We start from the raw sequence: 25,444 nt of genomic DNA on the forward strand, positions 1-25,444 counted from the left end.
CGGGCCCGCACCTGCGCCCCGTGCCGGGGCTCCTCGCGTCAGCCGGTGAAGATCTCGATGACCGTCCAGATCGCCAGGCCCAGCATGCACAGGCCGCCGATCCGCTGGACCGTCTTGAGCGGGACGCGCTTGGCGATGAAGCGCCCGGCGAGCAGCGCCAGCGCCGATACGGACATCAGGGCCGCCGCGGACCCGATCGCGGTGGACCAGGCGCCGTTGCTCGCGGCCAGGTTGGCCGTGGTGATCTGGGTGAGGTCGCCCCATTCGCTGATGAACACCGCCATGAACGCGGTCGAGTACACCGGCCAGAAGCCGGTCACGGTCTTCGGGGCGTCCTCGCCGTCGTCGTCGCCCCCGCCGGCGCGCAGCAGCATGAACGCCCCGAACGCGAAGAGGGACGCCGAGACGAGCTTGACGATCCAGTCGGGCAGCAGTCCGAGGAGACCGCCCGCTCCGACCGCGATGGCGACATGGACGATGAACGCGGACGACGTACCGAACCAGACGTAGAGCGGGCGCATGCGCGTGCCCATGGCCAGCGACGCGAACATCGTCTTGTCGGGGAGCTCCGCGAGGAAGATCAGCCCGAAAGCGGTGAGGATCGCCAGGGGGTCGAGATGCATTCCGGGTGGCTTTCTGTAGGAGCCGGGCCCCGGGGCCTTCCGCGAAGTGCCACTCGGGCTTTTTCGGAGGACCACTCGGCCCGGCATGACGGTGGCACCCGCGGGACGCGGATGTGTCATACCTGACCGAAGGTCTCGCCCGCCCGTGACGATCCACGAACCCGGCCACCGGGAACCCGGGGGTTCCAGTGTGTCGACGACCGGTTTGCAGGGCTACTCCCCTTCGCAGCCATCAACATTACCGCACCCGGCAGCGGGGGAGTTCACCTGTTCGAGCCGACAGCGGGCCCCGGTACAGTCCCACGGTGATCATCCACGTCCCGATCCGGAGTCTGCCCGCATGAGCCGCCGCGACCGCAGGGCCGCCACCCCGCCCCGGCCCACCGTCAGCGTCTGCCGCGGCTGCTGCTGCGGCACCCCGAAGATCGAGGGCGTGGACCACGCGGGGCTGCTCGCCGCGGTGCGCGGCTCGCTCGACGGGATCGCGACGGTCCGGGTCGTGGACTGCCTGGACGCCTGCGACCAGGCCGACGTCGTGGTCGTCCAGCCGTCCGCCGACGGCCGCCGCGCCGGTGGCCGGCCGGTCTGGCTCGGCCTGGTGAACGACACAGAGGCGGTCGCCGACATCGCCGGCTGGGTGGCGGCGGGCGGCCCGGGGCTCGTGGACCCGCCGGCAATCCTGGACCTCTACGAGTTCCGTCCCTCCCGCCGGGTGCGGCAGGAGCTGGCGGAGGATTAGGGCCGGTACGGGGTTGTGACGCCGCGGGACAACCCCATACAGCCCATACAGCCCATACAGGCCGTGAGGGGCCTCTCGTCCGGATCGGTCAGGTGACCGGCAGCCCGTCCTCCAGCTCCGCCGTGCCCGCGCCCGAGTCCAGGACGTCCAGCGCCGCCTTCACCCGCCGCCCGAGTCCGACGGGCAGATGGCCGGCGAGCTCCGCCCGGCCGACCAGCTTCCACGACAGCAGCTCTTCCTCCTGGACGCGCACCGCGCTCAGCTGCTGCTCGTCGAGCACGCCGCCGTCGTAGATGTAGGCGACGATCGGTGGCCGCGCGGGGCCGCGCGCCCAGTCGACCGCGAGCAGCCGGCCCGGCTCCAGGTCGAGACCGATCTCCTCGGCCGACTCGCGCCGGGCCGCCTGCCGGGGTGTCTCGCCCTCGGCCGACTCGATCGTGCCGCCGGGCAGGGCCCAGTCGTCCCGGTAGTTCGGCTCGACGAGCAGCAGCCGTCCCTCCGCGTCGCGGAAGATGCAGGCCGCGCCCGCGAGCACCTTGGGGAGTCCGTCGATATACGTGGCGTAGTCATCGGTGGTCACGCGAGCAGCCTAGAGCCTGCCGGGAGCCGCGGGTCCAGGGCACGGACAGGCATGGGCAGGGAGCGGGTGGTCCGGATAGGGTCGGGGCGGCGCGACTGCCTGTTCGAAAGCAAAGGGAATCAAGGTGACGGACGGAGCAGTGATGGAGACCGCACGCGTGCTCGTCGCGGCGGACAAGTTCAAGGGCTCGCTGACGGCCGTACAGGTCGCGGAGCGGGTCACGGCCGGGCTGCGGCGCATCGCCCCCGAGGTGCGGGTCGAGACCCTGCCCGTGGCGGACGGCGGCGACGGCACGGTGGCGGCGGCGGTGGCCGCCGGGTTCGAGCGCCGCGAGGCGCGGGTGACCGGGCCGCTGGGGGAGCCGGTGACGGCGGCGTACGCCCTGCGCGGCACCACAGCGGTGGTGGAGATGGCCGAGGCCTCGGGCCTCCAGCACCTGCCGGAGGGCGTGTTCGCGCCGCTCACCGCGACCACGTACGGCTCGGGTGAACTGCTGCTCGCCGCGCTCGGAGCGGGCGCCCGGACCCTGGTGTTCGGGGTCGGCGGCAGTGCGACGACGGACGGCGGAGCGGGCATGCTGGCCGCGCTCGGCGCACGGTTCCTGGACGCGGACGGCAAGCCCGTGGGCCCCGGCGGCGGCGCGCTCGCCGACCTCGCCACGGCCGATCTGTCCGGGCTCGACCCGCGGCTCGCCGGGATCGACCTGATCCTCGCGAGCGATGTCGACAACCCGCTGACCGGGCCGAAGGGCGCGCCGGAGGTGTACGGGCGTCAGAAGGGCGCGACCGAGGAGGACATCGCGGTCCTCGACGCGGCGCTCGCCCACTACGCCTCTGTGCTGGGGCCGCACCACGCGGAACTGCCCGGGGCCGGAGCGGCGGGCGGTATCGGGTACGGGGCGCTGGTCGCGCTCGGTGCGCGGTTCCGGCCGGGGATCGACGTGATGCTCGACGTGCTCGGCTTCGCTCCCGCGCTGGCCCGCGCCACGCTGGTGATCACCGGTGAGGGCTCGCTCGACGAGCAGACCCTGCACGGCAAGGCCCCGGCGGGCGTCGCCGCGGCGGCCCGTGCGGCGGGCATCGAGGTCGTCGCGGTCTGCGGCCGCCTCGCACTGGCGCCGGAGGCGCTCGGCCGGGCCGGGATCCGCCGTGCGTACGCGCTGACCGAGCTGGAGCCGGACCCGGCGGTGTGCATGGCCGAGGCGGGGCCGCTGCTGGAGCGGGCGGCGGAGTCCATCGCGAGGGACTTCCTGCGCTGACCTCCCGCGCCTCAGCCGCCGGAGGGGCTCGACACACCTGTCAGCCTCGCCGGCGGCTGGGGCCCGGGGCGCGCGGCCACGGATCACGGCCCCGCCGCCCCCGGCAGCAACCGCACCGCATCCAGCGCGAGCACCACCTCCACCAGCTCCCGCGGCCGCGACAACGACCGTGATGTGAGCCCCTCCAGCCGCCGCAGCCGGTTCAGCACGGTGTTGCGGTGGCAGCCCAGCCGGTCCGCCGCCCGCGCCGCCGACCCTCCGCACTCCAGCCACGCGTCCAGCGTCGACACCAGCAGGTCCCGGTCCGCCGGGCCACGGGCCAGCAGGGGCCCGAAGACCTCCGCGGCCAGATAGGCCGACACCGCGGTCCGGCCGGCCACCAGGGCCGCGGGGACCCGGCCGGCCAGGCAGACGACGTCCTGCCCGCCGGGGCCGCACGTCAGCAGCGCCGCGTCGGCCAGCCGGCGCGCCGTGCCCAGCCCCGTCAGGCCCGCCACGGCCGGGCTGACGCCGCCGGGGCCCGGACACCGGTCCGCCAGAAGCGCGGCGACCGCGGCCGGATCCGCCCCGCCGAGCGCGACCACCGCGATCTCCCGGTCCGGCCGGGCCCGCCAGAGAAACCGGAGCCCGTGCGCGCCCGCCGTCCGGTGCGCGGGGCCGGGACGCCCCCGAGGCGGCAGCACGGCCACCGCGTACCGGCCCGCCTCCGGCAGCCCCAGCGCCGCGGCGGCCAGTGACGTGAGGCCCGGCCCGGTCTCGCCGTCCAGCAGCGCGTCGAGCAGCGCCCACCCCCGCTCCTCCCCGAGCTGCCCCATGTCCGCTCCGTCCTCCGCACCCCGCCGCGGACCGCTTCCCCGCCGGGTCGCCGGGCCGCCGACGTGAGGATGCCAGCGGCCCGGACAGGAGGCGACAGCGGGCGGCCCGGCTCTGTGCGCGTGCACAACCACCGGTCTCCCGCACTGGTCATCCGCAGCGTCTGCGCCGGGTTCCGTGGACGGGCGGGTCCGCCCGCTGCTGGTCTGTGGCCCCACGGCGCACGTGGCGCCACGGCCGGAGACAGCGGCCGGGGCCACCGCGCCGGCCGGCCCGGCGAACCGCGCCGGACCGGTTCGACGACAAGGCGGAAGGAGGAGGACGCATGGCAACGCTGGAGATCCGCGGACTGTCCGTGGGCTACGGCCCCGTACGCTCCCTGCGCGACGTCTCCCTCGATGTGCCGGCGGGCGCGATCACCGCCGTACTCGGCGGCAACGGGGCCGGCAAGACCACGCTGCTGCGGGCCGTCTCGCGGACCCTCGGCTTCCACCGCGGTACGGGCACGGGCACCGTCCGCTTCGACGGGCACCGGCTGGACGGGCTGCGCCCCGCCCAGGTGGTGGCCGCCGGAGTGGTCCAGGTCCCCGAGGGACGACAGGTGTTCGCCCGGATGACGGTGGCCGACAACCTGCGGGCGGGCGCCCTCGGGGCCCGCGGCGGCCGCAAGGCGTCGGCCGCCGCCCTGACCCGCGTACACGAACTGTTCCCGGTCCTGGGCCGGCGCGCCCACCAGCGCGCCGGGCTGCTCTCCGGCGGCGAGCAGCAGATGCTGGCCATGGGGCGCGCCCTGATGGCCCGGCCCAGGCTGCTGCTGCTCGACGAACCGTCACTCGGCCTCGCCCCGTTGATGGCGGCGCGGATCGCCGAGACGGTACGGGAGATCAACGCGGCGGGCACCTCCGTCCTGCTCGTCGAGCAGAACGCGGCGATCGCGCTGCGGCTCGCCTCGACGGCGTACGTGCTGGAGGTCGGTGAGGTCACCCTGGAGGGGCCGGCCGAGGCGCTCGCCGCGTCCGACGAGGTGCGCCGGCGCTATCTGGGCGTCGTCGACGAGACGGCCGCCGCGGACGCGGACCGGGTGGCCGGTTCCGCACGCACCCTGAGCAGGTGGTCCGCATGAGGACCGCCGGGCAGGCCGCCCCGCCCACGACCGCCCCCGCCGCACTCGCCGTCCGCGACATCACCGTCCGCTTCGCCGGACTCACCGCCCTGGACGGCGTCTCCTTCACCGTGGAGCCCGGCAGCGTCCACGCCGTCATCGGCCCCAACGGGGCGGGGAAGTCCACCTGCTTCAACGTGCTCTCCGGGGTGTACCGGGCCGCCGCCGGAAGCGTCCGCCTCGGAACGGCGGAACTCACCGGACTCGCCCCGCACCGGATCGCCGCCCTCGGCGTCGCCCGGACCTTCCAGAACCTCGCGCTGCCCCCGCACGCCACCGTCGCGGACAGCCTGCTGCTCGGCCGGCACCGGCTCACCCGCGCCGGGTTCCTCGCGAGCGGACTGCGCCTCCCGGCCGCCGCCCGCGAGGCCCGGCGCCACCTCGAACGGGTCCGCGAGATCGCCGATTTCATCGGACTGGAGAAGGAGCTGGAGCGGCCCGCCGGGTCGCTCCCGTACGGGCAGCAGAAGCTCGTCGAGCTCGGCCGCGCCCTGTGCATGGAGCCGCGGGTCCTGCTCCTGGACGAACCCGTCGCCGGAATGACCGCCGACGAACGGCGGCGCACCGCGGCGGTCGTGGCCGGGGTCCGCGACAGCCTCGGCATCTCGATCGTCCTCGTCGAACACGACATGGGCGTGGTGATGCGGCTCGCGGACGCCGTGACCGTACTCGACTTCGGACGCAGGATCGCGGACGGCACCCCCGCCGAGGTCCAGAACGATCCGGCCGTCGTCCAGGCCTACTTGGGGGCACCGGAATGACCACCTTCATCGAACTCCTCCTCGGCGGACTCTCCATCGGCTCGGTCTACGCGCTGATCGCGCTCGGCTTCGTCGTCATCTTCAAGGCCACCGAGGTCGTCAACTTCGCCCACGCCTCGCTGCTGCTCGCGGGCGGCTACGTCACCGCCGTGCTCCACGACGACATCGGCTTCTGGCCCGCGCTCGCCGTCGGCGTCGCGGGCGCGGCCGTCGTCGGCGCGGCCGTCGAGTTCCTGGTGATGCGCCGCTACCGGGGCAGCGACCACAGCGTCCTGGCCATCGTCACCATCGGCGTCGACATCCTCCTCACCACCGAACTCACCCGCCGCATGGGCACGGAGGTGCTCTCGCTCGGAGACCCCTGGGGCGACCGGGTCATCACCGTCGGCGATGTCACCCTCGCCCAGACCCGGGTCGCGGCCTTCGTCGCCGCCGCCCTCCTCATCACCGTGTTCCTGCTCGCCTTCCGCTTCACCTCCTGGGGGGTGTCGATGCGGGCCGCCGCCGAGAACCCGCAGACCGCGGCCCTGATGGGGATCAAGCTCGGCCGGGTCTCGCTCGCCGCCTGGGCGGTCGCCGGAGCACTCGCCGCCGTCGCCGCCCTGTTCCTCACGGTGTTCCCCACACCCGGCCTGGAACGGGCCACCTCACTGGCCGCCCTCAAGGCCTTCCCCGCCGCGATCCTCGGCGGACTCGACTCCACGACCGGGGCCCTGGCGGGCGGGCTGATCGTCGGCGTCACCGAATCCCTCGCCACCGGCTACCAGAGCGACCTCTCCTTCCTGGGCCGCGGCATCGGAGACCTCGCCCCCTACCTGGTGATGGTGATCGTGCTGCTCCTGCGGCCCGCCGGACTCTTCGGTACGAAGGAGCTCGCCCGTGTCTGAGACCACGACCACCCCGGGCCCGACGGGGACCGCGACCCGTGCACCGGGCACCGGCCTCGGCGCGCGGCTGCGCCGGCCCCGTACCTGGCTCTGGGCCCTCGGCCCGGTGCTCCTGCTCGCGTTCCCGTTCTACCTCGACCGCTTCTGGCTGCAGGCCGGGCTCTTCGCGATGGCCGCCGCGATCGGTGCCATCGGGCTCAACCTGCTCACCGGTGCCACCGGCCAGCTCTCCATGGGACACGCCTTCTTCCTCGCGGTGGGCGCGTACGGCTACTGCGTCCTGGCCGGCGAGAGCAGCACGGACAACGGGCACCGACTCACCGGACTCGGCCTGCCCAGCTGGCTCGCCGCCGTCCTCGCCGTCCTCCTGGCCGGAGTCGCGGGCGGACTGTTCAGCCCCATCGCCGGCCGGCTGCGCGGCGCCTATCTCGGCATCGCCACCCTGGCGCTGATCTTCATCGGCCAGCACGTCCTGTTCAACGCCGGCTCCCTCACCGGCGGCTTCAACGGCCGTGCCGTCCCGCCCCTCTCGCTGTTCGGCCTCGACTTCGACGACACCGAGGTCGTGGTGGCCGCGGTGCCCTTCCAGTCCGCGGAGAAGCTCTGGTACGCGGCGCTGCTCGCCCTGCTCCTCAGCGGGCTCTTCGCCCGCGGTGTGCTGCGCGGCAGGCCGGGACGGGCACTGAACGCCATCCGCGACCACCGCATCGCGGCCGGCGTGATGGGGGTGCCGGTGGCCCGCTACCGGGCCGGTGTCTTCGTCCTGTCCTCGATGTACGCCGGACTCGCGGGCGTACTGCTCGCGCTGGTCTTCCGGCGGACCGTGCCCGAGTACTTCGGCATGGTCCTGTCCCTCGAATACCTCGCCATGATCGTCATCGGCGGGCTCGGCACCGTGGCGGGGGCGGTCGTGGGGGCCGCCTTCGTCTCGCTGCTGCCGCAGGTGCTCACCCACTACAGCGATTCCCTGCCCCTGGTCTCCGCCCCCGGTACGGGCGGACTGGCACCGGGCGAGGCCTCGCGCTACCTGTACGGCGCCGCGGTCGTCGCGGCTGTCCTGTTCCTGCCCGGCGGCCTGACACGGCTCCTGCCCGGCGGCCCGACCCGTTCGAAGAACTCAGGGGAGAAGAAATGAAACTGCGTGTGCTCGGGGCCGTGTGCGCGGCCCTCGCCCTCACCCTCGTGGGCTGCAGCGAGAAGGCGAACACCTCCGACGGGGCGGCGCCGAGGACAAGGGCGGGGTGAAGACCGGCGAGGGCGTCACCGACTCGGTGATCTCCCTCGGCGCCCTCACCGACATGACCGGGGTCTACGCCTCCCTCGGCAAGAGCGTCACCCAGGCCCAGCAGCTGTGGGTCAAGCAGACCAACGCGGCCGGCGGCATCTGCGACCGGAAGATCGCGCTGACCGTCCGCGACCACGGCTACGACCCGCAGAAGGCCATCGCCGGTTACACGGAGCTGGAGCCGAAGGTGCTGGGCTTCGTCCAGTTCATCGGCTCGCCGTTCGTCGCGGCGGTCGAGCAGCGCATCGACGGGCAGGACAAGGGCCTCGTCCTGCCGCAGGCATGGTCGGCGAACCTGCTCGGCAGCACGTACATCCGCGTCATCGGTGCCACCTACGACGTCGAGACCATCAACGCGATCGACTACCTGCTCGCGGGGAAGCGCATCGCCAAGGGCGACAGCATCGGGCACGTCTACTTCGAGGGCGACTACGGCGAGAACGCCCTGGCCGGTTCGCAGTACGCGGCGAAGGAGGCGGGGCTCACCGTCGTCCAGCAGAAGATCAAGCCCACCGACAACGACATGACCGCCCAGGTCGCGGCGCTCAAGCAGGCGGGGGTCAAGGCCGTCGTGGTCAGCGCGGGCCCGCGCCAGGCGGCCTCCCTGGTCGGCGTCGCCGCCGCCACCGGCTTCGAGGTCCCCGTCGTCGGCAACAACTCCGCCTTCGCCCCCCAGCTGCTGAAGACCCAGGCGGGCCCGGCCCTGCTCAAGGACTACTACGTCGCCGCCTCCACCCTGCCGATCGGCGACCCGGGCGCGGGCCCGGCCAAGCTCTCCAAGGAGTACGGCGCCGAGTACCCGAAGGACGGCCTCGACAACGGCGTCATCGCCGGATACACGGCGGCGACGCTGTACGGCGAGGCCATCGAGAAGGCCTGCGCCGCGAAGGACCTCACCCGTGCGGGCATCGACAAGGCGCTGCTGACCATCAAGGACTTCGGGAGCGACTTCGGGATGTCGCACGACTTCTCCGACCCGGCGGCGCCCTCCACCCGGGAGAGCGTGATCATGAAGCCGGACGCCAAGGCCCCCGGTGGCCTGAAGGTGGTCAGGCCGGCGGAGGCGGCGGCGGCAGCGAAGTCCTACCCGCTGAAGTAGCGGAAGCGACGGGGACCGGCCGCCGGACGGACACGCTCAGCGTGTCCGTCCGGCGGCCGGTCGCGTCGCGGTCAGCTGGTGTACGCCTCCAGTTCGGAGAGCTGCGCCGCCGGCCACTCGGTGTTGCCGGTGAACGTCAGCCGCAGATAGCGGGCGGACGTGCCGGGCAGAGTGACGGTCGCCTTGTTGCCGCTCGACGGATCGAAGGTGTAACCCGCCGATGCCTTGAGTGAGTTGAACGTGTTGTTGTCGGTGCTGCCCGACACGCTCAGGGTCTGCGTGCGGGTGGACCAGGCGGCTGCCGGCGGCAGCTTCAGGACCACTCGCTTGACGGCCTTGGCCGCGCCGAGGTCGACGGTGATCGTCTGCGGGAAGGCGTGGTTGGCGCTCTCCCAGTAGGTGTTCGCGTTTCCGTCCACCGCGTTGGACGCGCCGTACACGTCCGCGTGGCTCGACTCGGCCACCGGACGGCCCTGGGCGAGGTTGCCCGTGTCGGCCGGCGGGTCCGTCGGCGGGTCGGTGGGGGGATTGGTCGGATCGGTCGGCGGGTCCGTCGGACCGCTGCCGCCCTGCGGCACACCGCCGTTGGTCCACACCGGGGCCGGCCAGTTGCCGGTGCAGGCGGGCGGGTCGGAGTACCAGCCGGAGTTGCCGGCGCCCCGGGTGATCTGGAAGCCGCTGCCGACGCAGTTGTGGATCGGGTTGGACTGCGCGATGTGGGTGGCCACGACGTTGGTGAAGGTGGCCGTGCCCGGCGACTGGATCTGGAGCGCGTAGGTACCGGCGCCGTCGATCTTGATGTTGTTGAAGTGCAGCCCGTTCGTCGCGCCCTCGATGAGGTGGATCGCGGCGTAGGAACTGTCGAGTATCTCCGTGTCGGAGATGTTGATGGTGGCGTTGATGGGCTCGTTGAGCCCGCTGAACCAGATGGCTCCGACGCCGAACTGCCAGTTGTAGTCGTTGTTCCCGGTGCGGATCAGGGTGTTGCGGGCCGCTGTGGTGGTGCCCGCGACCGCGGTGCCCTGACCGGAGTTGACCCCGGGGTAGCGGTTGGCGATGTGCAGCCCGCCGCCGTTGCTGATGGTGTCCGACATGACGTTGTCGGAGATCGTGATGTCCTTGCCGCCGTACGTCACGATGTTGTTGGCGAGGATCGGCAGGACCACGGTGTTGAACGTGAACTTGTTCTTCACGTTCGGGACGTTCTCCGCCCACATCGCCAGACCGTCGTCACCGGAGTTGCGGACGAAGGTGTTGGTGACGGTGGAGTTGGTGACGCCGTAGTGGAAGTTCACGCCGTCGGCGGTCTGGTCCAGGATGCGGCTGTTCTTGATGGTGAGGTTGTCCATCGGACCGTCCATCCAGGCACCGCACTTGGTGTGCTGCATCCAGATGTTGTCGACGGTGGAGTTCGACAGCGCACCGCCGATGGCGTTGACCTGGTCGTCGTCCACCCGCTCCTGGATGTCGCCGATGATGGCGAAGTCCTTGAGCGTGACGTTGCTGCTCCCGCCGTCCCTGGCGTACTTGCCGTAGACGCCGACGGCCTTGCTCCGGTTGGAGGGATCGCGTCCGGCCAGGACGGAGTACCAGGGGCCGGCACCACGCAGTGTCACCTTGTCCACGACGATGTGGTCGCGGACCTGGAAGGTGCCCTGCGGGATGTAGACCTCCTTGCCCTGGGCCTTGCCCGCGTCCACGGCCGCCTGGATCTTGGCGGTCGAGTCCGCGGCCCCGGTCGGGTCGGCGCCGAAGTCGGAGACGACGTCAAGCGCGCCCGAGGGCTTGGAGATCGGCGCGGCCACCTGCTCGAAGTCCGCCAGGTCGATGGTGAACGACGGTGACGCGGAGGTGGAGGAGACCTGTAGCCGGACCTTCGTGCCGGCGGCGAGGGTCGACCCGAACATGGTCCGGGCCTCGTCGTAGAAGTGGTGCGGGTTGGTGTCGCCCGGGTTGTTATTGAAGGGGTAACCGCCGTAGTACCAGCCGTACTTCGAGGTGACCGGCACCGCCTTCGGCGATCCGCCGTTCACCAGCACGTTGATCGAGGCGTCCCGGCCCGATCCGGCGGCGTTGTCCGGCAGCGAGTACCGGAAGGACATCGCGTTGGCCGGTGCGGTGAGCGTGAACTCCACGTACTCGCCGACGGCGTCCAGCGTCACGGCCTGCCGGCCGGAGGCCTCGGAGGGCAGCGTGCCGTACAGCCGGTTCGGGCCGATCAGCGTGCCGTTGGTGGCCGCGTACTCGGCTTCCTGCTCCTTGAACGGAACGGTCGCACCGCGACCGGGCACCGCCACGGGGGAGGGGGCGGGTACCCCCGCCGCCTGGGCGGCCGGGGCGCTGGACAGGACCACTGCGGCGGCGGTGCCGAACGCGGCGAGTGCCAGCGAGAGAGAGGCGGATATGGAGCGTCTGAGCAATGTGCGTCTGGGAGGTGGAGTCACTTGTCAGTCGTCCTTGCGGCTCGTGGGGGCTCTTCGGACGCCCCACAGGCTAGGAGCAGGACCGCAAGCACGTCCATGCTGCTGCGCAAAATTCTGCTTGGGATACTCAAATTCATGACTCAAACCTGTGAAGAACGCGTGATACGGGGTGCATGATCGCGTGCGCCGAGGTGGTGTGCGCGGAACATCAAGGCCTCGGCGGTCTCTGGTGGTGTGCAAAAGATTTGCATTCGTGCGTAAAAAACAACTGAAGCGGAGAGGGTGGGGGTGGCCGTCCTCCGTGGCAGCCCGAGCGTGCCCCCCCAAGGCCCGGCGGCCGGAAACCTTGAGGCATCACAATCACCCGAACGAGGGACCTTGATGTTCCCCGGACCTGACTAGCATTTCCCGCAGGACGCTGATGGGCGCACGGCGGGACGGGGGAGTCGGTTCATGCACGTACCGGAGTCGGTGGTCTACGCGCTGGTGCTGGGTCTCGTGATCCTTTCGCCCCTCATCGGGTTCGGCCGGGCCAAGTGGCTGGCCGTGGCATGCCTGTTGAACATCGGTGAGTACCGGGTGCTCGTGGCGAGTGAGCCGTTCACGATGGCGGTCGCCGTCACCGCGTTGCTCGGAGCCCTCCTGCTGCTCGCGGAGATGACCGTTCCGAGGCGGGTGTCGGGGACCCTGTGGATGGTGGGCGGGGTGCTGGTCGCGGTGGCTGTCTCCCGGCAGTCGGACGTTGCCTGGGGGATCGTGCACGCGAGGCCCTGGGTGGCGATCTCGACGGCGGTGGCCGCTGCCGTGCTGGCGGTCCGGGCGCGGCGGGCCAGGCTGATCGCGCACGATCCGTCCGAGGGTCTGCGGGGCATGTGATGGGGCAGTCCCCGTCCACTCTGCTCCAGGTCGCCCTGCTGGTGCTGTTCGTCCTGCCGGGAGTCACCTACCAGTTCCTGCGGGAGCGCTGGCGCGGCCCGGTCCCCGGCGAACGCGACCTGGGGGAGCGGGTGTTGCGGGCCGTGGCGGCATCCGTCGTGCTCGACACCCTGTATCTGATCGCGGCAGGGCCCCAGCTGGTGCGCTTCGCCCGGCACGCGGGACCGGCGGGCCGGGAGGCCGTCGCGCAGCAGCCCCGGTCGGCCGGGCTGCTGGGGCTGCTGCTCTTCATCGTCGTGCCGGCCGCGGCCGCCGGTGGTGTCACCTGGTGGCAGCGGCGGCGGCGGCCCGCGCGCTACCGCTCGACGCCCACCGCCTGGGACCACCTGTTCCGCCGGTCCGGGCCCTGCTTCGTCCGGATGCGGCTGCGGGACGGCGCCTGGGTGGGCGGCTGGTACGGGAGCCGGTCCTACGCCACCTCGTATCCGCAGGCCCCCGAGATCTACCTGGAGTCGGCGTGGCTGATGAAGCCGGACGGCAGCTTCGTGCGGCCCGTCCGGGACAGCGCCGGGATCCACATCAGGGCGGCGGACACCGATGTGCTGGAACTCCTCTCCCCGCCCGCAGCCGCCGCGCCGCCCGACATCCCCCCGGCGGCCGTCCCGGCCGCCCGGACCACCGAGGAGCCACGATGACCGCGTCCAGGGCCGAAGAGCCGGAACTGACCGAATTCGAGAAGAAGTTGCGCATGAAGGGCGGCGGGGAGTACCGGGGACACGCGCCGGTCCTCGGGATGCCGGAGCCGACCCGTGGCCCCGCCGACCCGGCGGGGGTCTCCTGTCCGCCGCGAGAGACCGACGCGACCACGCGGCCGCCCGAGCTCTCCGAACCGCCCGAGCCGTCGGGCGGCACGACCGGCGGGGCCTGAGCCCCGGTCACCGTTCAGCATCCGACGTGCAGATAACTGGCCCAGAACTGCGGCCTGTTGGGGCAGAGTTCACGGACCGCCAGGGTGGCGCGACGCACCGCGGCCGCCGCGTCGACCGGCGCGTCGGACCGGACCGCCTCGGCCAGCTCCGCATAGACCTTCTCGGCGAACACGGAACTGACCTGGTCCTCCACCCGCCACAGTGTCGCGATGACCTGGCGATAGCCCGCCAGTTGGAAGGCGGAGGCCAGGTGGATGGCCTCGTCGGCATGGCGGGGCGCGGTGCGGGCGGTGTCGCACGAGGACAGATAGGCCAGTTCGGGGCTGCCCAGGTCCAGCGCCGACACGTCCTCGACGGTCAGCAGATGCCGCCGATGATCGTGCAGGAGCAGCCCGCTGCGTGAGGGGACGCCGGGATCGGTTGCCGTGTGGCAGGCGAAGTGCGCCCAGGCGTGGTGCGGGAGCGCGCTCAGGACCCGCTCCCGGGTCGCGTCCGCACCGGTGAGGCGGACGGTCCCGGGGAAGAGGCCCTGCACCATCCGCGCCTCCGCCTCCGCCCCGGAGAGCGGGCCCGCTCCCGGTGTGCTGGACATGGTGACCGCGAGGGGCGCCCGTGGCCGGGCGGGGGCGGTACGGGCGGCGCGGGCGCTGGCCAGGGACCGCACCGTCGGCGTGTAGGAGGAGATCACCCGGTCGAGCAGGGACCGCGTACCGCCGCGGTGGCCCGCCGCGTGGACGGGCAGCAGCGCGAGCGATCCGGTCGGCACCCACCACACCCGTGGCAGCCCTGGTCCGCGATGTGCGCCGTGCAGGTCCTTGAGGGCGTTCAGTACGGGTTCGGCCAAGGTGTCCCACAGCCAGCCGAGCACCTCGTGCACCGCCGCGGCCCGCTCCGCCTCCTCGCCGTCCCGGGCGTCCAGGGCGGCGTCCAGCGTGCGCTGCTGGTGCGCGGCCTCGTCCGGGGTGACACGCAGCGGGACGGAACGGATGCCGTCGGGGGCGATGATGACCGCGTCTGAGCGGTACCGGCTGACGTTGAGGTAGACGACGGCACCCTCGGCGGCCCCGGCGAGCAGGCGTCGCGGGGAGGGCGGCCCCGCGAAGTCCGCGAGCCCGTCGAGCGAGCGGATCTCGCGCAGCAGCACGTCCCAGCGCTCGCCCTCCTCGCGGCGCCGGGAACGGGAGTCTGCGGCACCGGCCGCCGGCCGTTCGGCGCGTCCCTCGGCGAGAGCCACCCGCAGTTCCTCGAACTCCCGCGCCAGCGAGGGCTCCCGGGCACGCAGTTCACCGATGTCGGCCCGCAGGTCCAGCTCCCGCGAGAGCAGCACACCGCGTCCCAGCTCCAGCATCGCCACCGCCCGCTCGGGAGCGCCTTCGGAGAGGGCGCAGGCGGCGGCGTCCGCCGCGATGCCGGTGTACCGGCCGAGCCGGTCCTCCTGGTCCGCCCGGCGCAGTTCGCGGCCGGCCAGCCGGGGCAGGAGCGCGATGACGGTCTCGAACGCCGTCACCGCGTCCTGGTACCGGGCGGCGGAGGCGGCGATATCGCTCCAGAGCAGTCCGGCCCGCATCCGCGTCGGCACATCGGCCCTCGGGTGGGTCGCCGCGGCCCGCGCCGCGTCGAGGGCCAGGTCCAGCTTCCCGGGGCGGGCGGAACCGCCGCCGGCCGTGCGCGACGTGTCGTACCGGCCGCGATCACGAAGTGCCAGTGCCGCGACGACCTGGTAGACCGCCCTTTCCGGGGCATCGGCCGGCGCGGTGCCCAGGGCGCGCTCACTCAGGCTGATCGCCTCGTCCAGATCCTCCGTCGGCGGCTTCCGGTCGGCGCCCGCCCGCAGCCCGTGCCGGGTACGGAGCGCCAGCCCGAGATTGCTCAGGCACGTCGCGAACAGCGCCTCTCCCGGCGCGAGCGGCTCCAGCGCCTCCCGTCCCAGCTGTACGGCCCTGTCGATGTCCACGAGGTCCCCGGTCCGCTTCCCCCGCTGCACCAGGAGGTAGCAGAGGGTGGCCCGGTCCGCCGCGCGCCGGTAGCCGCGTGCGTCGGACCACTCCACCGCGGCCGACACCTGGGCAACGGCCTGTTCCAGGACGGCCATGTCGTCGGTGCGCAGGAACGCGCTGTGCAGTGCGGCGCCGAGCTGGCCGCACGTACCGGGGAAGTGGGGGCTGCGGGACGGGACGAGCCGTACGGCCTCGCGCCCGGCGGCGACGGCCCGCGCCAGATCGTCCGCCGCGCCGAGGTGGTCGTAGCGCAGCCGTAACGCGGTACTGAGCTGGCAGAGCATACGGCCGCGGGCCTGGCCTGCGCCCCGGGCCCGGTCGGCCCGCTCACCGGCCTCGATGGCCTCGTCGAGATCCTGGAGCCGCCCGAGCCGCTCGTAGCGCATCCGTACGGCCCGGATGAGGGAGCAGACATGGACGAGGTGGGAGCCGTGTCCCACGCTCCGGCGGGTGGCGGTGCGGAAGTCGTCCACGGCCCGGTCCAGGACGGCCAGATCGTCCGACACGGCGTAGCTCCGCAGCCGCTCCTCGGCGGTGGCCGCGTGCTCGTTCGCCGAGAACGGGTCGTTCTCCGGGTTGGCGCGCTGCTCCGGCGTGGTCAGCTGGAGGCGGGCGAAGCCCGCGAAGCCGGCCACCATCGCCGAGACGTAGGTCGACGGTCCGTACCAGGCGGGGGTGGAGCCGGGGAAGATCCAGATCCCCTTCTCCACCATCTGCGACACGACGAACCCGAAGATGCCCCAGGGAGTGCGTCCGCCCATGACGCCGGTGAACCGGTCACCGGCGCAGAAGAAGAACAGCATCGTCAATGTGCCGAGCACGCCGATCGCCAGTGGCCAGTCCGACATCCGCTGAATCCCCCTCTTCTGGTCCCGCCACGTCACGGGCGGTGCCTCCGTGCCGGCACCGTACCGCCGGGCCCGGCGGGAAAGCGGAGAAGTTTCCGTATGAGGGACGTGCCCGTGGCATGGATGAGTGAGGCGCTTCCGCACCACGGGAAATTGCCGGCCGAGTGCCCGGAACGCCAGAAGCGGACAACAGTGGAGACGACGCCCGGTGATTGAACGGAGAACATCTGCGAGGGCCCTGGACAGGTGCTCTTGGGTAAACAGCGCCCGCGCTCAAGGCATGTCCGCTCAATAGCCCCTGCCCTTTGGGGTCATTCGAGCCCTTCGGAACCTTCCGGACCGGTGGGGTATCTGACCACCAGTACGGCCCGTTCCCTGACCGGAGGAGCTGTTCCGAATGGTGCGTCGCGTTCGTGTATTGCTGTTGACCGTCTTACTGGTGGTGACGGGTTCGGTGATGTCGTCCGCCCCTGCCTCGGCCGTTATCGGGGGATCGAGGAGTACGTACGCCCCGTGGGCCGTGCGCATGCTCATCGACGGAACTCCGGCGTGCACCGGGACGGCGATCAGCCGCCGGTGGATCATCACCGCCTCGCACTGCTTCTTCGAGCAGGGGAATCCGATCGCCGACAAGCGGATCTCGTTCCGGGTCGGCAGCCTCGACATGCGCAAGGGCGCCACGGTTCACCCGGTGCCCCGCGGCCGGGTGGGAAGCGCGAAGGCCGACATGATGCTCGTCAAGGTCCCGCCGATGAAGGTCCGCACGGCCCGGCTTGCCACAGCCCGGGTCCGCCCCGGCCGGACCGTCCGGCAGTACGGGTGGGGCGCGACCTGCACCGGGGACGAGAACCGCTGTCAGTCCCCGGTGCTCAAGCAGTCGGTCCTGCGGGTCCTGCCGCCGGACGCCCGCCGGTGCGAGGGCTACACCGTGCCGGGCGGCTCGGACTTCTGCATGGCGAAGGTGTCCGGGATTCCCGCCGGCGGCGACTCCGGGGGCCCGGTGATGAGCATCGCCCCGCACGGCGCCGAAGTCCTCCTCGGCGTCTTCGACGGCTCCGACCGGGAGAAGACCGCAGGGGCGGGCGAGATCGCCCGGCAACTCGCCTGGATCCACTCGGTCATCCAGGTACAGCCCAGGCGGCAGATGCACCGGGTGCCCGTTCGGTAGGTGTCCGGAGCATGCGAGAGGGCCCGGATGCTGGGGAGCATCCGGGCCCTCTCGCCATCACGTGCGTGAGCCGTTACGGCAGCTGCGCCGCCCGTGCCTCGCGCCGGTTGTCGCGGAAGGTGTTCACCCGGCGGGCGGTCGCGAAGAGCGGGATGACCGCTCCCAGGACCACCTGGAGCGCACAGCCGGTCTGGAGCAGGAGCTGACCGCCGGGGGCGTCGAACGCCCATGCGGCCAGCAGCCCCATCGCGGCCACGATCCAGCCGAGCATCGCCACCGCGAGGACACCTCGCGGTTTGGGGTACTCGACCCGGCTGACCATCAGCCACGCCACTCCGACGATCGCGAGCAGCGTCGGCACGAAGGGCAGCTCCAGGAGCACGATCGAGATGACCGTGAGCGCTCCGAAGGGGCTCGGCATGCCCTGGAACATGCCGTCCTTCAAGGTCACACAGGAGAATCTCGCAAGCCTGAGCACCACCGCCAGCAGCACGACGATCGCGGCGAGGGCCGAGACCCGCTGGTGTGCGTCGTCCGCGACCATGCCGTAGACGAGGACGAAGTACGCCGGGGCGAGCCCGAAGCTGACGAGGTCCGAGAGGTTGTCCAGCTCGGCACCCATCGGCGAGGAGCGCAGCTTGCGGGCCACGAGTCCGTCGAACAGGTCGAAGATCGCGGCCATCAGCATCAGGATGACGGCGGTGGCCGCGGAGTGCCGGGCCATGCCGCTCTCGTCGCTGCCCGTGAGGTGCGGGATGAGGATGCCCGTGGTGGTGAAGTACACCGCCATGAAACCGCACGTGGCGTTACCGAGAGTGAGGGTGTCCGCTATCGACAGCCGCATGGAGAGCGGCATGTCCTCGGTGTCGTCCTCGGCATCCGCCTCGGGCACCCAGCCCGCCTGTGTCTCGGGATCAATCACGGTCAATTCGAGTCACCCCCGCGGTGGTGGCCTGGCCGACCTCGACCGCGACATCGATACCTTCCGGAAGGTAGATGTCGACTCGGGAGCCGAACCGGATCAGGCCGATCCGCTCGCCCTGGTCCACCTTCGTGCCCTGTGGGACGTACGGGACGATGCGGCGGGCAACGGCACCCGCGATCTGCACCATCTCGATGTCGCCGAGTTCGGTGTCGAAGTGCCAGACAACGCGCTCGTTGTTCTCGCTCTCCTTGTTGAACGCCGGAACGAAGCCACCGGGGATGTGCTCGACCGATGTCACCGTGCCGGCCAGTGGCGCGCGGTTGACGTGGACGTTCAGCGGGCTCATGAAGATCGCGACGCGGGTGCGCCCGTCCTTCCACGGCATGATGCTCTGCACCACGCCGTCGGCCGGTGAGATGACGCGCCCCTGGGTGATCTCGCGCTCGGGGTCGCGGAAGAACCACAGCATGCCCGCCGCGAGCGCGGTGGTGGGCACGGCCACGGCCGCCCAGCGCCCGGACCTGCGGGCCCGGGACAGGCTGAGTGCGGCGGTGGCGACGGTCGGGAGGAGCCACGGCGAAGCTCCGCGTGCAAGGCGGACCCCGCCGCGTGGTGCAGAGGTATGGCTGTCGGGCATGGATGACCTTCGTAGCGGATGATGCCGCGCTGGCAACGGGGGACGGCGGCTTTTCCGGCGATGTTATCGGTTGCGGACCGCAACTGGGCAAGCCAGCAGCCGAGTCGGACGTCTGGAAGGCACCAGGTGAGGATGACAGGGTGTGATCTTCTTCGCGGTAAAATCACCGCGAATGGGGCAATCAACCCTGGAACCGGTACTCCTCGAGGAGTCGGCGCCCGATGATCATTTTCTGGATCTCGGCGGTACCTTCACCGATCAGCAGCATCGGGGCCTCCCGGTAGAGGCGCTCGATCTCGTACTCCTTGGAGAAGCCGTAACCGCCGTGGATCCGGAAGGCGTCCTCGACGACTTCCTTGCAGTACTCGGAGGCGAGGTACTTCGCCATCCCTGCCTCCAGGTCGTTTCGTTCCCCGGAGTCCTTTTTGCGCGCTGCATTTACCATCATCGCATGAGCGGCCTCTACCTTGGTGGCCATTTCGGCCAGCTTGAACTGGATCGCCTGGTGCTGGGCGATCGGCTTTCCGAAGGTATGGCGCTGCTGTGCGTAGGAAACGCCCAGCTCGAATGCACGCTGTGCGACGCCGCAGCCACGGGCAGCGACATTTACCCGGCCCACCTCCACTCCGTCCATCATTTGGTAAAACCCTCGGCCGGTGGTGCCGCCCAGTACACGATTGGCCGGAATGTGTAGGCCGTCCATGATGAGTTCGGTCGTGTCGACGCCCTTGTAACCCATTTTGTCGATCTTCCCGGGGATGGTGAGGCCGGGCCGGACCTCGCCGAATCCGGGCTCCTTCTCCACCAGGAACGTCGTCATCGACTTGTGCGGCGGTGTGCCCTCGGGGTGGCCTTCGTCACTCCGGCACAGGACGGCGACGAGATGGGACGTGCCGCCGTTCGTCAGCCACATCTTCTGGCCGTTCAGGACGTACTCGTCGCCCTCCCTGACGCCCTTGGAGGTGATGGCCGCGACATCGGAGCCCAGGGCCGGCTCGGACATCGAGAACGCGCCGCGCACCTCGCCCAGTGCCATCCGGGGGAGGAAGGTGTCCTTCTGCTCCTGCGTGCCGTGCTGCTTGAGCATGTACGCCACGATGAAGTGCGTGTTGATGATCCCGGACACGCTCATCCAGCCGCGGGCGATCTCCTCGACGCACAGGGCGTAGGTCAGCAGGGACTCGCCCAGCCCGCCGTATTCCTCGGGAATCATCAGCCCGAAGAGTCCGAGTTCCTTGAGGCCCTCGACGATTTCGGTCGGGTACTCGTCGCGGTGCTCCAGCTGGGTCGCGACCGGAATGATCTCCTTGTCGACGAAATTCCGGACCGTGGAGAGGATTTCCTGCTGGACGTCGTTGAGGCCGGCGGTCTGGGCGAGTCGGGCCATGGCTACTTCTCCACGTTCTTCTGCGAAGTCTGCTTCGGCTCCGGGCGGCCGGGCTGTTCTCCGCCCCGTTCCTTGATGTAGGTCTCTGTGGGAACCATCACCTTGCGGCGGAACACACAGACCACCGTGCCGTCCTGCTTGTACCCCCTGGTCTCCACATAAACGATTCCGCGGTCGCTCCTGGACCTCGAAGGAGTCTTGTCCAGGACCGTCGTCTCGCCGTAGAGCGTGTCGCCGTGGAAGGTCGGCGCGACATGCTTCAGCGACTCGACCTCCAGGTTCGCGATCGCCTTTCCGGAGACGTCAGGAACCGACATGCCGAGCAGCAGCGAGTAGATGTAGTTGCCGACGACAACGTTCTTACCGAAATCGGTCGTCTTCTCCGCGTAGTTGCTGTCCATGTGCAGCGGGTGATGATTCATGGTCAACAGGCAGAAGAGGTGGTCGTCGTATTCGGTGACGGTCTTTCCGGGCCAGTGCTTGTAAACAGCACCGATCTCGAATTCCTCGTAGGTGCGTCCGAACCGCATGTCAGGCCTCCGGAGCTTCGAACGTGGAGGTGCGCTCCATGCCCGCCGCGCGGCCCTTGCCCGCGATGACCAGGGCCATCTTGCGGCTGGCCTCGTCGATCATCTCGTCGCCGAGCATCGCCGAGCCCTTCTTGCCGCCCTCCTCCGAGGTGCACCAGTCGTAGGCGTCGAGGATCAGCTCGGCGTGGTCGTAGTCCTCCTGCGAGGGCGAGAACACCTCGTTCGCCGCGTCGACCTGGCCGGGGTGCAGCACCCACTTGCCGTCGAAGCCGAGGGCCGCTGCCCGGCCCGCGACCTCGCGGTACGCGTCCACGTCGCGGATCTGCAGGAACGGGCCGTCGATCGCCTGGAGGTCGTGCGTGCGGGCCGCCATCAGAATGCGCATCAGGATGTAGTGGTACGCGTCCGCGCCGTACCCGGGCGGCTGCTGGCCGACGACCAGGGTCTTCATGTTGATCGACGCCATGAAGTCGGCCGGGCCGAAGATCAGGGTCTCCAGACGGGGCGAGGCGCCGGCGATGTCGTCGATGTTCACCAGGCCCTTGGCGTTCTCGATCTGCGCCTCGATGCCGATCCTCCCGACCTCGAAGCCCATCGTCTTCTCGATCTGGGTGAGCAGCAGGTCCAGGGCGACGACCTGCTGGGCGTCCTGGACCTTGGGCAGCATGATGCAGTCGAGGTTGGGGCCCGCGCCCTCGACGACCGTGATGACGTCGCGGTACGTCCACTGCGTCGTCCAGTCGTTGACCCGCACGACCCGGGTCTTGCCCGTCCAGTCACCGTTGTTCAGCGCGTCGACGATGGTGTGCCGGGCGCCCTCCTTCGCCAGCGGCGCGCAGGCGTCCTCAAGGTCCAGGAAGACCTGGTCGGCCGGGAGGCCCTGGGCCTTCTCCAGGAAGCGGGGGTTGCTTCCCGGCACCGCGAGGCAGGAGCGGCGGGGGCGCAGGCGGGAGACGGACGGGCGGTTGACGGCAGTCATGCGGGGACCTCCAGAGGGTCGAGCTTGTTCGCTTTCCGGATCTCGTCGACGATACGGCCGATGATCTCCGTGATGCCGAAGTCCTTCGGGGTGAAGACGGCGGCGACGCCGGCCCTGATCAGAGCCTCGGCGTCGGCGGGGGGGATGATCCCGCCGACGATCACCGGGATGTCGCCCGCGCCGGTCCGGCGGAGCCGGTTCAGCACGTCCGGCACCAGCTCGGCGTGTGAGCCGGAGAGGATCGACAGGCCGACGCAGTGCACGTCCTCGGCGACGGCGGCAGAGACGATCTGTTCGGGCGTGAGGCGGATGCCCTGGTAGACGACCTCGAAACCGGCGTCCCGCGCGCGTACCGCGATCTGCTCGGCGCCGTTGGAGTGCCCGTCCAGGCCGGGCTTGCCGACGAGCAGCCGCAGCCGGCCCACGCCCAGGTCCGCGGCGGTCAGGGCGGCCTTCTCGCGTACCAGGGCCAGTGGGGTGCCCTCCTGAGCCGTCACCGCGACCGGGGCGGACGACACCCCGGTCGGTGCCCGGAACTCGCCGAAGACGTCGCGCAGCGCCCAGGACCACTCGCCCGTGGTGACACCCGCGCGGGCGCACTCGACGGTGGCCTCCATCATGTTCTCGGTGCCCGCGGCGGCCTTCTTCAGGGCGGCCAGCGCCTCGGTGGCGCGGGCCTCGTCGCGGTTGTCGCGCCACTCGTGGAGCGCGGCGACGACCTCGGCCTCGATCGAGGGGTCGACCGTCATGATCGCGGCGTCGAGGTCGGCGGTGAGCGGATTGGGCTCGGTCGTCTCGTAGATGTTGACGCCGACGATCTTCTCGTCGCCGCCCTCGATCCTGGCCCGCCGGGCGGCGTGCGAGGAGACCAGCTCGGACTTGAGGTAGCCGGACTCGACGGCCGCCATGGCGCCGCCCATCTGCTGGATCCGGTCGATCTCCGCGAGCGAGTCGGTGACCAGCTCGTCCACCTTGGCCTCGATGACATGGGACCCGGCGAAGATGTCCTCGTACTCCAGCAGATCGCTCTCGTGCGCGAGCACCTGCTGGATACGGAGCGACCACTGCTGGTCCCAGGGGCGCGGCAGCCCCAGCGCCTCGTTCCAGGCGGGCAGTTGCACCGCGCGGGCGCGGGCGTCCTTGGAGAGGGTGACGGCCAGCATCTCCAGCACGATGCGCTGGACGTTGTTCTCCGGCTGGGCCTCGGTCAGGCCGAGCGAGTTGACCTGGACGCCGTAGCGGAAGCGGCGCTGCTTGGCATCGGTGATGCCGTAGCGCTCCCGGGTGATCCGGTCCCAGATGCGGCCGAAGGCGCGCATCTTGCACATCTCCTCGATGAACCGGACGCCCGCGTTCACGAAGAAGGAGATCCGGGCGACCACGGCGCCGAACTTCTCCTCCGGCACCTGCCCGGAGTCGCGCACCGCGTCGAGCACCGCGACGGCCGTCGACATGGCGTACGCGATCTCCTGGACCGGGGTGGCCCCCGCCTCCTGGAGGTGGTAGCTGCAGATGTTGATCGGGTTCCACCTGGGGATGCGGTTGACCGTGTACGTGATCATGTCGGTGGTCAGCCGCAGGGAGGGGCCGGGCGGGAAGACGTGCGTGCCGCGCGAGAGGTACTCCTTGACGATGTCGTTCTGGGTGGTGCCCTGGAGCTTGTCGGCGTCCGCGCCCTGCTCCTCCGCGACCACCTGGTAGAGCGCCAGCAGCCACATCGCGGTGGCGTTGATCGTCATCGAGGTGTTCATCTGCTCCAGCGGGATGTCCTGGAACAGCCGGCGCATGTCGCCGAGGTGCGAGACGGGCACGCCGACCCGGCCGACCTCGCCGCGGGCGAGGATGTGGTCGGGGTCGTAACCCGTCTGGGTCGGCAGGTCGAAGGCGACCGACAGACCCGTCTGGCCCTTGGCGAGGTTGCGCCGGTAGAGCTCGTTGGACGCCTCGGCGGTCGAGTGGCCCGCGTACGTCCGCATGAGCCAGGGGCGGTCCTTGCGGCGGCCCGCCATGTCAGACGTTCCGGAAGCGGTTGATGGCGTCGATGTGCTGTTCGCGCAGCTCCTCGTCGCGCACGCCCATACCCTCGCGCGGTGCCAGCGCCAGGATGCCGACCTTGCCCTGGTGGAGGTTGCGGTGCACGTCGTACGCGGCCTGGCCGGTGTCCTCCAGGGAGTAGACCTTCGACAGCGTCGGGTGGATCTTCCCCTTGGCGACCAGGCGGTTGGCCTCCCACGCCTCGCGGTAGTTGGCGAAGTGCGAGCCCACGATCTTCTTCAGCGACATCCACAGGTAGCGGTTGTCGTACTCGTGGGTGTAGCCGGAGGTCGAGGCGCAGGTGACGATGGTGCCACCCTTGCGGGTCACGTACACACTCGCGCCGAAGGTCTCGCGGCCCGGGTGCTCGAAGACGATGTCGACGTCCTCGCCGCCGGTCAGTTCGCGGATGCGCTTGCCGAACCGCTTCCACTCGCGCGGGTCCTGGTTGTGCTCGTCCTTCCAGAACTTGTAGCCCTCGGCGTTGCGGTCGATGATCGCCTCGGCGCCCATCTTCCGGCAGAGCTCGGCCTTCTGGTCGCTGGAGACGACGCAGATCGGGTTGGCGCCGCCGGCCAGCGCGAACTGCGTCGCGTAGGAGCCCAGTCCGCCGCTCGCGCCCCAGATCAGCACGTTGTCACCCTGCTTCATGCCCGCGCCGTTGCGCGAGACGAGCTGGCGGTACGCGGTGGAGTTGACCAGCCCGGGGGCCGCGGCCTCCTCCCAGCTGAGGTGGTCCGGCTTCGGCATCAGCTGGTTCGACTTCACGAGGGCGACCTCGGCCAGCCCGCCGAAGTTGGTCTCGAAGCCCCAGATGCGCTGCTCGGGGTCGAGCATCGTGTCGTTGTGGCCGTCAGAGGACTCCAGTTCGACCGACAGGCAGTGCGCGACGACCTCGTCACCGGGCTTCCAGGCGTTGACGCCGGGCCCTGTGCGCAGGACGACGCCCGCCAGGTCGGAACCGATGACGTGGTACGGCAGGTCGTGGCGCTTGCTGAGCTCGCTGAGCTTTCCGTACCGCTCCAGGAAGCCGAAGGTCGAGACGGGCTCGAAGATCGACGTCCACACGGAGTTGTAGTTGACCGAGCTGGCCATGACCGCCACCAGCGCCTCGCCCGGCCCCAGCTCGGGCACCGGCACGTCCTCGATGTGGAGGGACTTGCGGGGGTCCTTGTCGCGACTGTCGACGCCGGAGAACATCTCGGCCTCGTCCTTGTGCACGGTCACCGCGCGGTACGACTCGGGGACGGTCAGCGCCGCGAAGTCCGCGGCCGTGCTGTCCTGCGATTGGATCGCGTCCAGGATTTCCTTCACGGTGTGCCTCCGATGGAGCTGCGTTTGAGGGAACGCTTGAGGGTCCTGCGAAGCAGGGGGAGCGGTGGTGCGTGGAGGTGTGCCGTCGGTTCGGCTGGTGGTGCTTCGGCTGTTTGCTCTGTGGAGCAGAAGGGTTCGCCTGTGACGCAGGCGTCCGGGCACGCAGGCACCTGGCTTGCGGGGACAGCCG

General features: G+C 70.8%; 22 protein-coding genes and 1 pseudogene. 11 read left to right on the forward strand and 12 right to left on the reverse strand.

Annotated elements, in window-relative coordinates; all coding sequences use genetic code 11:
• Positions 1-38: 38 nt before the first annotated feature.
• Entirely contained in the window at positions 39-623 is a 585-nt protein-coding gene (locus tag ACIO3R_RS19420) for a TMEM165/GDT1 family protein (protein WP_385039492.1), read from the reverse strand.
• A gap of 340 nt (positions 624-963) precedes the next feature.
• Here ACIO3R_RS19420 and ACIO3R_RS19425 point away from each other — a divergent pair, with 340 nt between their 5' ends.
• Positions 964-1,362 carry a (2Fe-2S) ferredoxin domain-containing protein gene (locus ACIO3R_RS19425; protein ID WP_402107027.1) on the forward strand — a complete coding sequence of 133 codons (399 nt, stop codon included), beginning with the start codon at positions 964-966 and terminating at the stop codon, positions 1,360-1,362.
• An 88-nt stretch (positions 1,363-1,450) separates the two neighbouring features.
• Here ACIO3R_RS19425 and ACIO3R_RS19430 read toward each other — a convergent pair whose 3' ends face one another.
• Positions 1,451-1,942, reverse strand: a complete 492-nt coding sequence (locus ACIO3R_RS19430) for an NUDIX domain-containing protein (RefSeq protein WP_402107030.1) — start codon at positions 1,940-1,942, stop codon at positions 1,451-1,453.
• A 142-nt stretch (positions 1,943-2,084) separates the two neighbouring features.
• On the opposite strand from ACIO3R_RS19430, the gene ACIO3R_RS19435 reads away from it, so the two are divergent.
• Positions 2,085-3,200: a glycerate kinase gene (locus ACIO3R_RS19435; protein ID WP_402107032.1), complete on the forward strand. Its 1,116-nt coding sequence runs from the start codon at positions 2,085-2,087 to the stop codon at positions 3,198-3,200.
• An 83-nt stretch (positions 3,201-3,283) separates the two neighbouring features.
• On the opposite strand, the gene ACIO3R_RS19440 is transcribed toward ACIO3R_RS19435, so the two are convergent.
• The gene (locus tag ACIO3R_RS19440) at positions 3,284-4,015 is read right to left on the reverse strand and encodes a PucR family transcriptional regulator (RefSeq protein ID WP_402107035.1); all 732 of its coding nucleotides are present in this window, start codon (positions 4,013-4,015) and stop codon (positions 3,284-3,286) included.
• Positions 4,016-4,338: 323 nt separating this feature from the next.
• On the opposite strand from ACIO3R_RS19440, the gene ACIO3R_RS19445 reads away from it, so the two are divergent.
• The 5 genes and pseudogenes from ACIO3R_RS19445 to ACIO3R_RS19465 all read left to right on the forward strand — a co-directional run bounded on the left by ACIO3R_RS19445 (position 4,339) and on the right by ACIO3R_RS19465 (position 9,207).
• Positions 4,339-5,136 carry an ABC transporter ATP-binding protein gene (locus ACIO3R_RS19445; RefSeq protein ID WP_402107037.1) on the forward strand — a complete coding sequence of 266 codons (798 nt, stop codon included), beginning with the start codon at positions 4,339-4,341 and terminating at the stop codon, positions 5,134-5,136.
• On the forward strand, positions 5,133-5,936 hold the full coding sequence (locus ACIO3R_RS19450; RefSeq protein WP_385348441.1) for an ABC transporter ATP-binding protein: 804 nt from the start codon (positions 5,133-5,135) through the stop codon (positions 5,934-5,936). Before ACIO3R_RS19445 ends, ACIO3R_RS19450 begins: the two co-directional genes overlap by 4 nt.
• The gene (locus tag ACIO3R_RS19455; protein ID WP_385039509.1) at positions 5,933-6,823 is read left to right on the forward strand and encodes a branched-chain amino acid ABC transporter permease; all 891 of its coding nucleotides are present in this window, start codon (positions 5,933-5,935) and stop codon (positions 6,821-6,823) included. Before ACIO3R_RS19450 ends, ACIO3R_RS19455 begins: the two co-directional genes overlap by 4 nt.
• The gene (locus ACIO3R_RS19460; RefSeq protein WP_402107045.1) at positions 6,816-7,958 is read left to right on the forward strand and encodes a branched-chain amino acid ABC transporter permease; all 1,143 of its coding nucleotides are present in this window, start codon (positions 6,816-6,818) and stop codon (positions 7,956-7,958) included. The genes ACIO3R_RS19455 and ACIO3R_RS19460 overlap by 8 nt, the downstream gene beginning before the upstream one ends.
• A pseudogene (locus ACIO3R_RS19465) lies at positions 7,955-9,207 on the forward strand (ABC transporter substrate-binding protein). The gene ACIO3R_RS19460 and the pseudogene ACIO3R_RS19465 overlap by 4 nt, the downstream one beginning before the upstream one ends.
• Before the next feature lie 71 nt (positions 9,208-9,278).
• Here the strand turns inward: ACIO3R_RS19465 and ACIO3R_RS19470 are convergent.
• A complete protein-coding gene (locus ACIO3R_RS19470; protein WP_402107049.1) occupies positions 9,279-11,651 on the reverse strand; it encodes a discoidin domain-containing protein in 2,373 nt (790 codons plus the stop codon).
• Between the two features lie 432 nt (positions 11,652-12,083).
• On the opposite strand from ACIO3R_RS19470, the gene ACIO3R_RS19475 reads away from it, so the two are divergent.
• From ACIO3R_RS19475 to ACIO3R_RS19485, 3 genes are read left to right on the forward strand one after another with little or no spacing between them, the layout of a single operon-like run.
• A complete protein-coding gene (locus ACIO3R_RS19475; RefSeq protein ID WP_385029012.1) occupies positions 12,084-12,506 on the forward strand; it encodes a hypothetical protein in 423 nt (140 codons plus the stop codon).
• Positions 12,506-13,201, forward strand: a complete 696-nt coding sequence (locus ACIO3R_RS19480; RefSeq protein ID WP_385029015.1) for a DUF6338 family protein — start codon at positions 12,506-12,508, stop codon at positions 13,199-13,201. The genes ACIO3R_RS19475 and ACIO3R_RS19480 overlap by 1 nt, the downstream gene beginning before the upstream one ends.
• Positions 13,198-13,434, forward strand: coding sequence for a hypothetical protein (locus ACIO3R_RS19485; protein ID WP_385029018.1), 237 nt, complete (start codon positions 13,198-13,200; stop codon positions 13,432-13,434). Before ACIO3R_RS19480 ends, ACIO3R_RS19485 begins: the two co-directional genes overlap by 4 nt.
• Positions 13,435-13,448: 14 nt before the next feature.
• Here ACIO3R_RS19485 and ACIO3R_RS19490 read toward each other — a convergent pair whose 3' ends face one another.
• Entirely contained in the window at positions 13,449-16,280 is a 2,832-nt protein-coding gene (locus tag ACIO3R_RS19490) for a CHAT domain-containing protein (RefSeq protein ID WP_402107054.1), read from the reverse strand.
• A gap of 397 nt (positions 16,281-16,677) precedes the next feature.
• On the opposite strand from ACIO3R_RS19490, the gene ACIO3R_RS19495 reads away from it, so the two are divergent.
• The gene (locus tag ACIO3R_RS19495; protein ID WP_385029023.1) at positions 16,678-17,448 is read left to right on the forward strand and encodes a S1 family peptidase; all 771 of its coding nucleotides are present in this window, start codon (positions 16,678-16,680) and stop codon (positions 17,446-17,448) included.
• Positions 17,449-17,521: 73 nt separating this feature from the next.
• On the opposite strand, the gene pssA is transcribed toward ACIO3R_RS19495, so the two are convergent.
• The 7 genes from pssA to ccrA all read right to left on the reverse strand — a co-directional run bounded on the left by pssA (position 17,522) and on the right by ccrA (position 25,254).
• Positions 17,522-18,376: a CDP-diacylglycerol--serine O-phosphatidyltransferase gene (gene pssA, locus ACIO3R_RS19500; RefSeq protein WP_385029026.1), complete on the reverse strand. Its 855-nt coding sequence runs from the start codon at positions 18,374-18,376 to the stop codon at positions 17,522-17,524.
• A complete protein-coding gene (locus ACIO3R_RS19505; protein ID WP_024489890.1) occupies positions 18,363-19,010 on the reverse strand; it encodes a phosphatidylserine decarboxylase in 648 nt (215 codons plus the stop codon). The genes pssA and ACIO3R_RS19505 overlap by 14 nt, the downstream gene beginning before the upstream one ends.
• A gap of 181 nt (positions 19,011-19,191) precedes the next feature.
• The gene (locus tag ACIO3R_RS19510) at positions 19,192-20,397 is read right to left on the reverse strand and encodes an acyl-CoA dehydrogenase family protein (protein ID WP_385029029.1); all 1,206 of its coding nucleotides are present in this window, start codon (positions 20,395-20,397) and stop codon (positions 19,192-19,194) included.
• A 2-nt stretch (positions 20,398-20,399) separates the two neighbouring features.
• Positions 20,400-20,927, reverse strand: coding sequence for a MaoC family dehydratase (locus tag ACIO3R_RS19515; protein WP_363020746.1), 528 nt, complete (start codon positions 20,925-20,927; stop codon positions 20,400-20,402).
• A 1-nt stretch (position 20,928) separates the two neighbouring features.
• Positions 20,929-21,906 (reverse strand): HpcH/HpaI aldolase/citrate lyase family protein, encoded by a 978-nt coding sequence (locus ACIO3R_RS19520; protein ID WP_385029033.1) that lies wholly within the window; start codon positions 21,904-21,906, stop codon positions 20,929-20,931.
• On the reverse strand, positions 21,903-23,915 hold the full coding sequence (locus tag ACIO3R_RS19525) for a protein meaA (protein WP_402107060.1): 2,013 nt from the start codon (positions 23,913-23,915) through the stop codon (positions 21,903-21,905). Before ACIO3R_RS19525 ends, ACIO3R_RS19520 begins: the two co-directional genes overlap by 4 nt.
• A gap of 1 nt (position 23,916) precedes the next feature.
• Positions 23,917-25,254, reverse strand: a complete 1,338-nt coding sequence (ccrA, locus tag ACIO3R_RS19530) for a crotonyl-CoA carboxylase/reductase (RefSeq protein WP_402107062.1) — start codon at positions 25,252-25,254, stop codon at positions 23,917-23,919.
• Between the last annotated feature and the right edge of the window lie 190 nt (positions 25,255-25,444).

This window comes from Streptomyces sp. NPDC087428 (genome assembly GCF_044744085.1).
Lineage (GTDB): Bacteria > Actinomycetota > Actinomycetes > Streptomycetales > Streptomycetaceae > Streptomyces.

Excerpts from the sequence above, each read along its gene's own strand:
- ACIO3R_RS19420 (WP_385039492.1), bottom strand. The coding sequence starts at position 623 with ATGCATCTCGACCCCCTGGCGATCCTCACCGCTTTCGGGCTGATCTTC.
- ACIO3R_RS19425 (WP_402107027.1), top strand. The coding sequence starts at position 964 with ATGAGCCGCCGCGACCGCAGGGCCGCCACCCCGCCCCGGCCCACCGTC.
- ACIO3R_RS19435 (WP_402107032.1), top strand. The coding sequence starts at position 2,085 with ATGGAGACCGCACGCGTGCTCGTCGCGGCGGACAAGTTCAAGGGCTCG.
- ACIO3R_RS19440 (WP_402107035.1), bottom strand. The coding sequence starts at position 4,015 with ATGGGGCAGCTCGGGGAGGAGCGGGGGTGGGCGCTGCTCGACGCGCTG.
- ACIO3R_RS19445 (WP_402107037.1), top strand. The coding sequence starts at position 4,339 with ATGGCAACGCTGGAGATCCGCGGACTGTCCGTGGGCTACGGCCCCGTA.
- ACIO3R_RS19450 (WP_385348441.1), top strand. The coding sequence starts at position 5,133 with ATGAGGACCGCCGGGCAGGCCGCCCCGCCCACGACCGCCCCCGCCGCA.
- ACIO3R_RS19455 (WP_385039509.1), top strand. The coding sequence starts at position 5,933 with ATGACCACCTTCATCGAACTCCTCCTCGGCGGACTCTCCATCGGCTCG.
- ACIO3R_RS19475 (WP_385029012.1), top strand. The coding sequence starts at position 12,084 with ATGCACGTACCGGAGTCGGTGGTCTACGCGCTGGTGCTGGGTCTCGTG.
- ACIO3R_RS19480 (WP_385029015.1), top strand. The coding sequence starts at position 12,506 with ATGGGGCAGTCCCCGTCCACTCTGCTCCAGGTCGCCCTGCTGGTGCTG.
- ACIO3R_RS19485 (WP_385029018.1), top strand. The coding sequence starts at position 13,198 with ATGACCGCGTCCAGGGCCGAAGAGCCGGAACTGACCGAATTCGAGAAG.
- ACIO3R_RS19490 (WP_402107054.1), bottom strand. The coding sequence starts at position 16,280 with ATGTCGGACTGGCCACTGGCGATCGGCGTGCTCGGCACATTGACGATG.
- ACIO3R_RS19495 (WP_385029023.1), top strand. The coding sequence starts at position 16,678 with ATGGTGCGTCGCGTTCGTGTATTGCTGTTGACCGTCTTACTGGTGGTG.
- ACIO3R_RS19505 (WP_024489890.1), bottom strand. The coding sequence starts at position 19,010 with ATGCCCGACAGCCATACCTCTGCACCACGCGGCGGGGTCCGCCTTGCA.
- ACIO3R_RS19510 (WP_385029029.1), bottom strand. The coding sequence starts at position 20,397 with ATGGCCCGACTCGCCCAGACCGCCGGCCTCAACGACGTCCAGCAGGAA.
- ACIO3R_RS19515 (WP_363020746.1), bottom strand. The coding sequence starts at position 20,927 with ATGCGGTTCGGACGCACCTACGAGGAATTCGAGATCGGTGCTGTTTAC.
- ACIO3R_RS19520 (WP_385029033.1), bottom strand. The coding sequence starts at position 21,906 with ATGACTGCCGTCAACCGCCCGTCCGTCTCCCGCCTGCGCCCCCGCCGC.
- ACIO3R_RS19525 (WP_402107060.1), bottom strand. The coding sequence starts at position 23,915 with ATGGCGGGCCGCCGCAAGGACCGCCCCTGGCTCATGCGGACGTACGCG.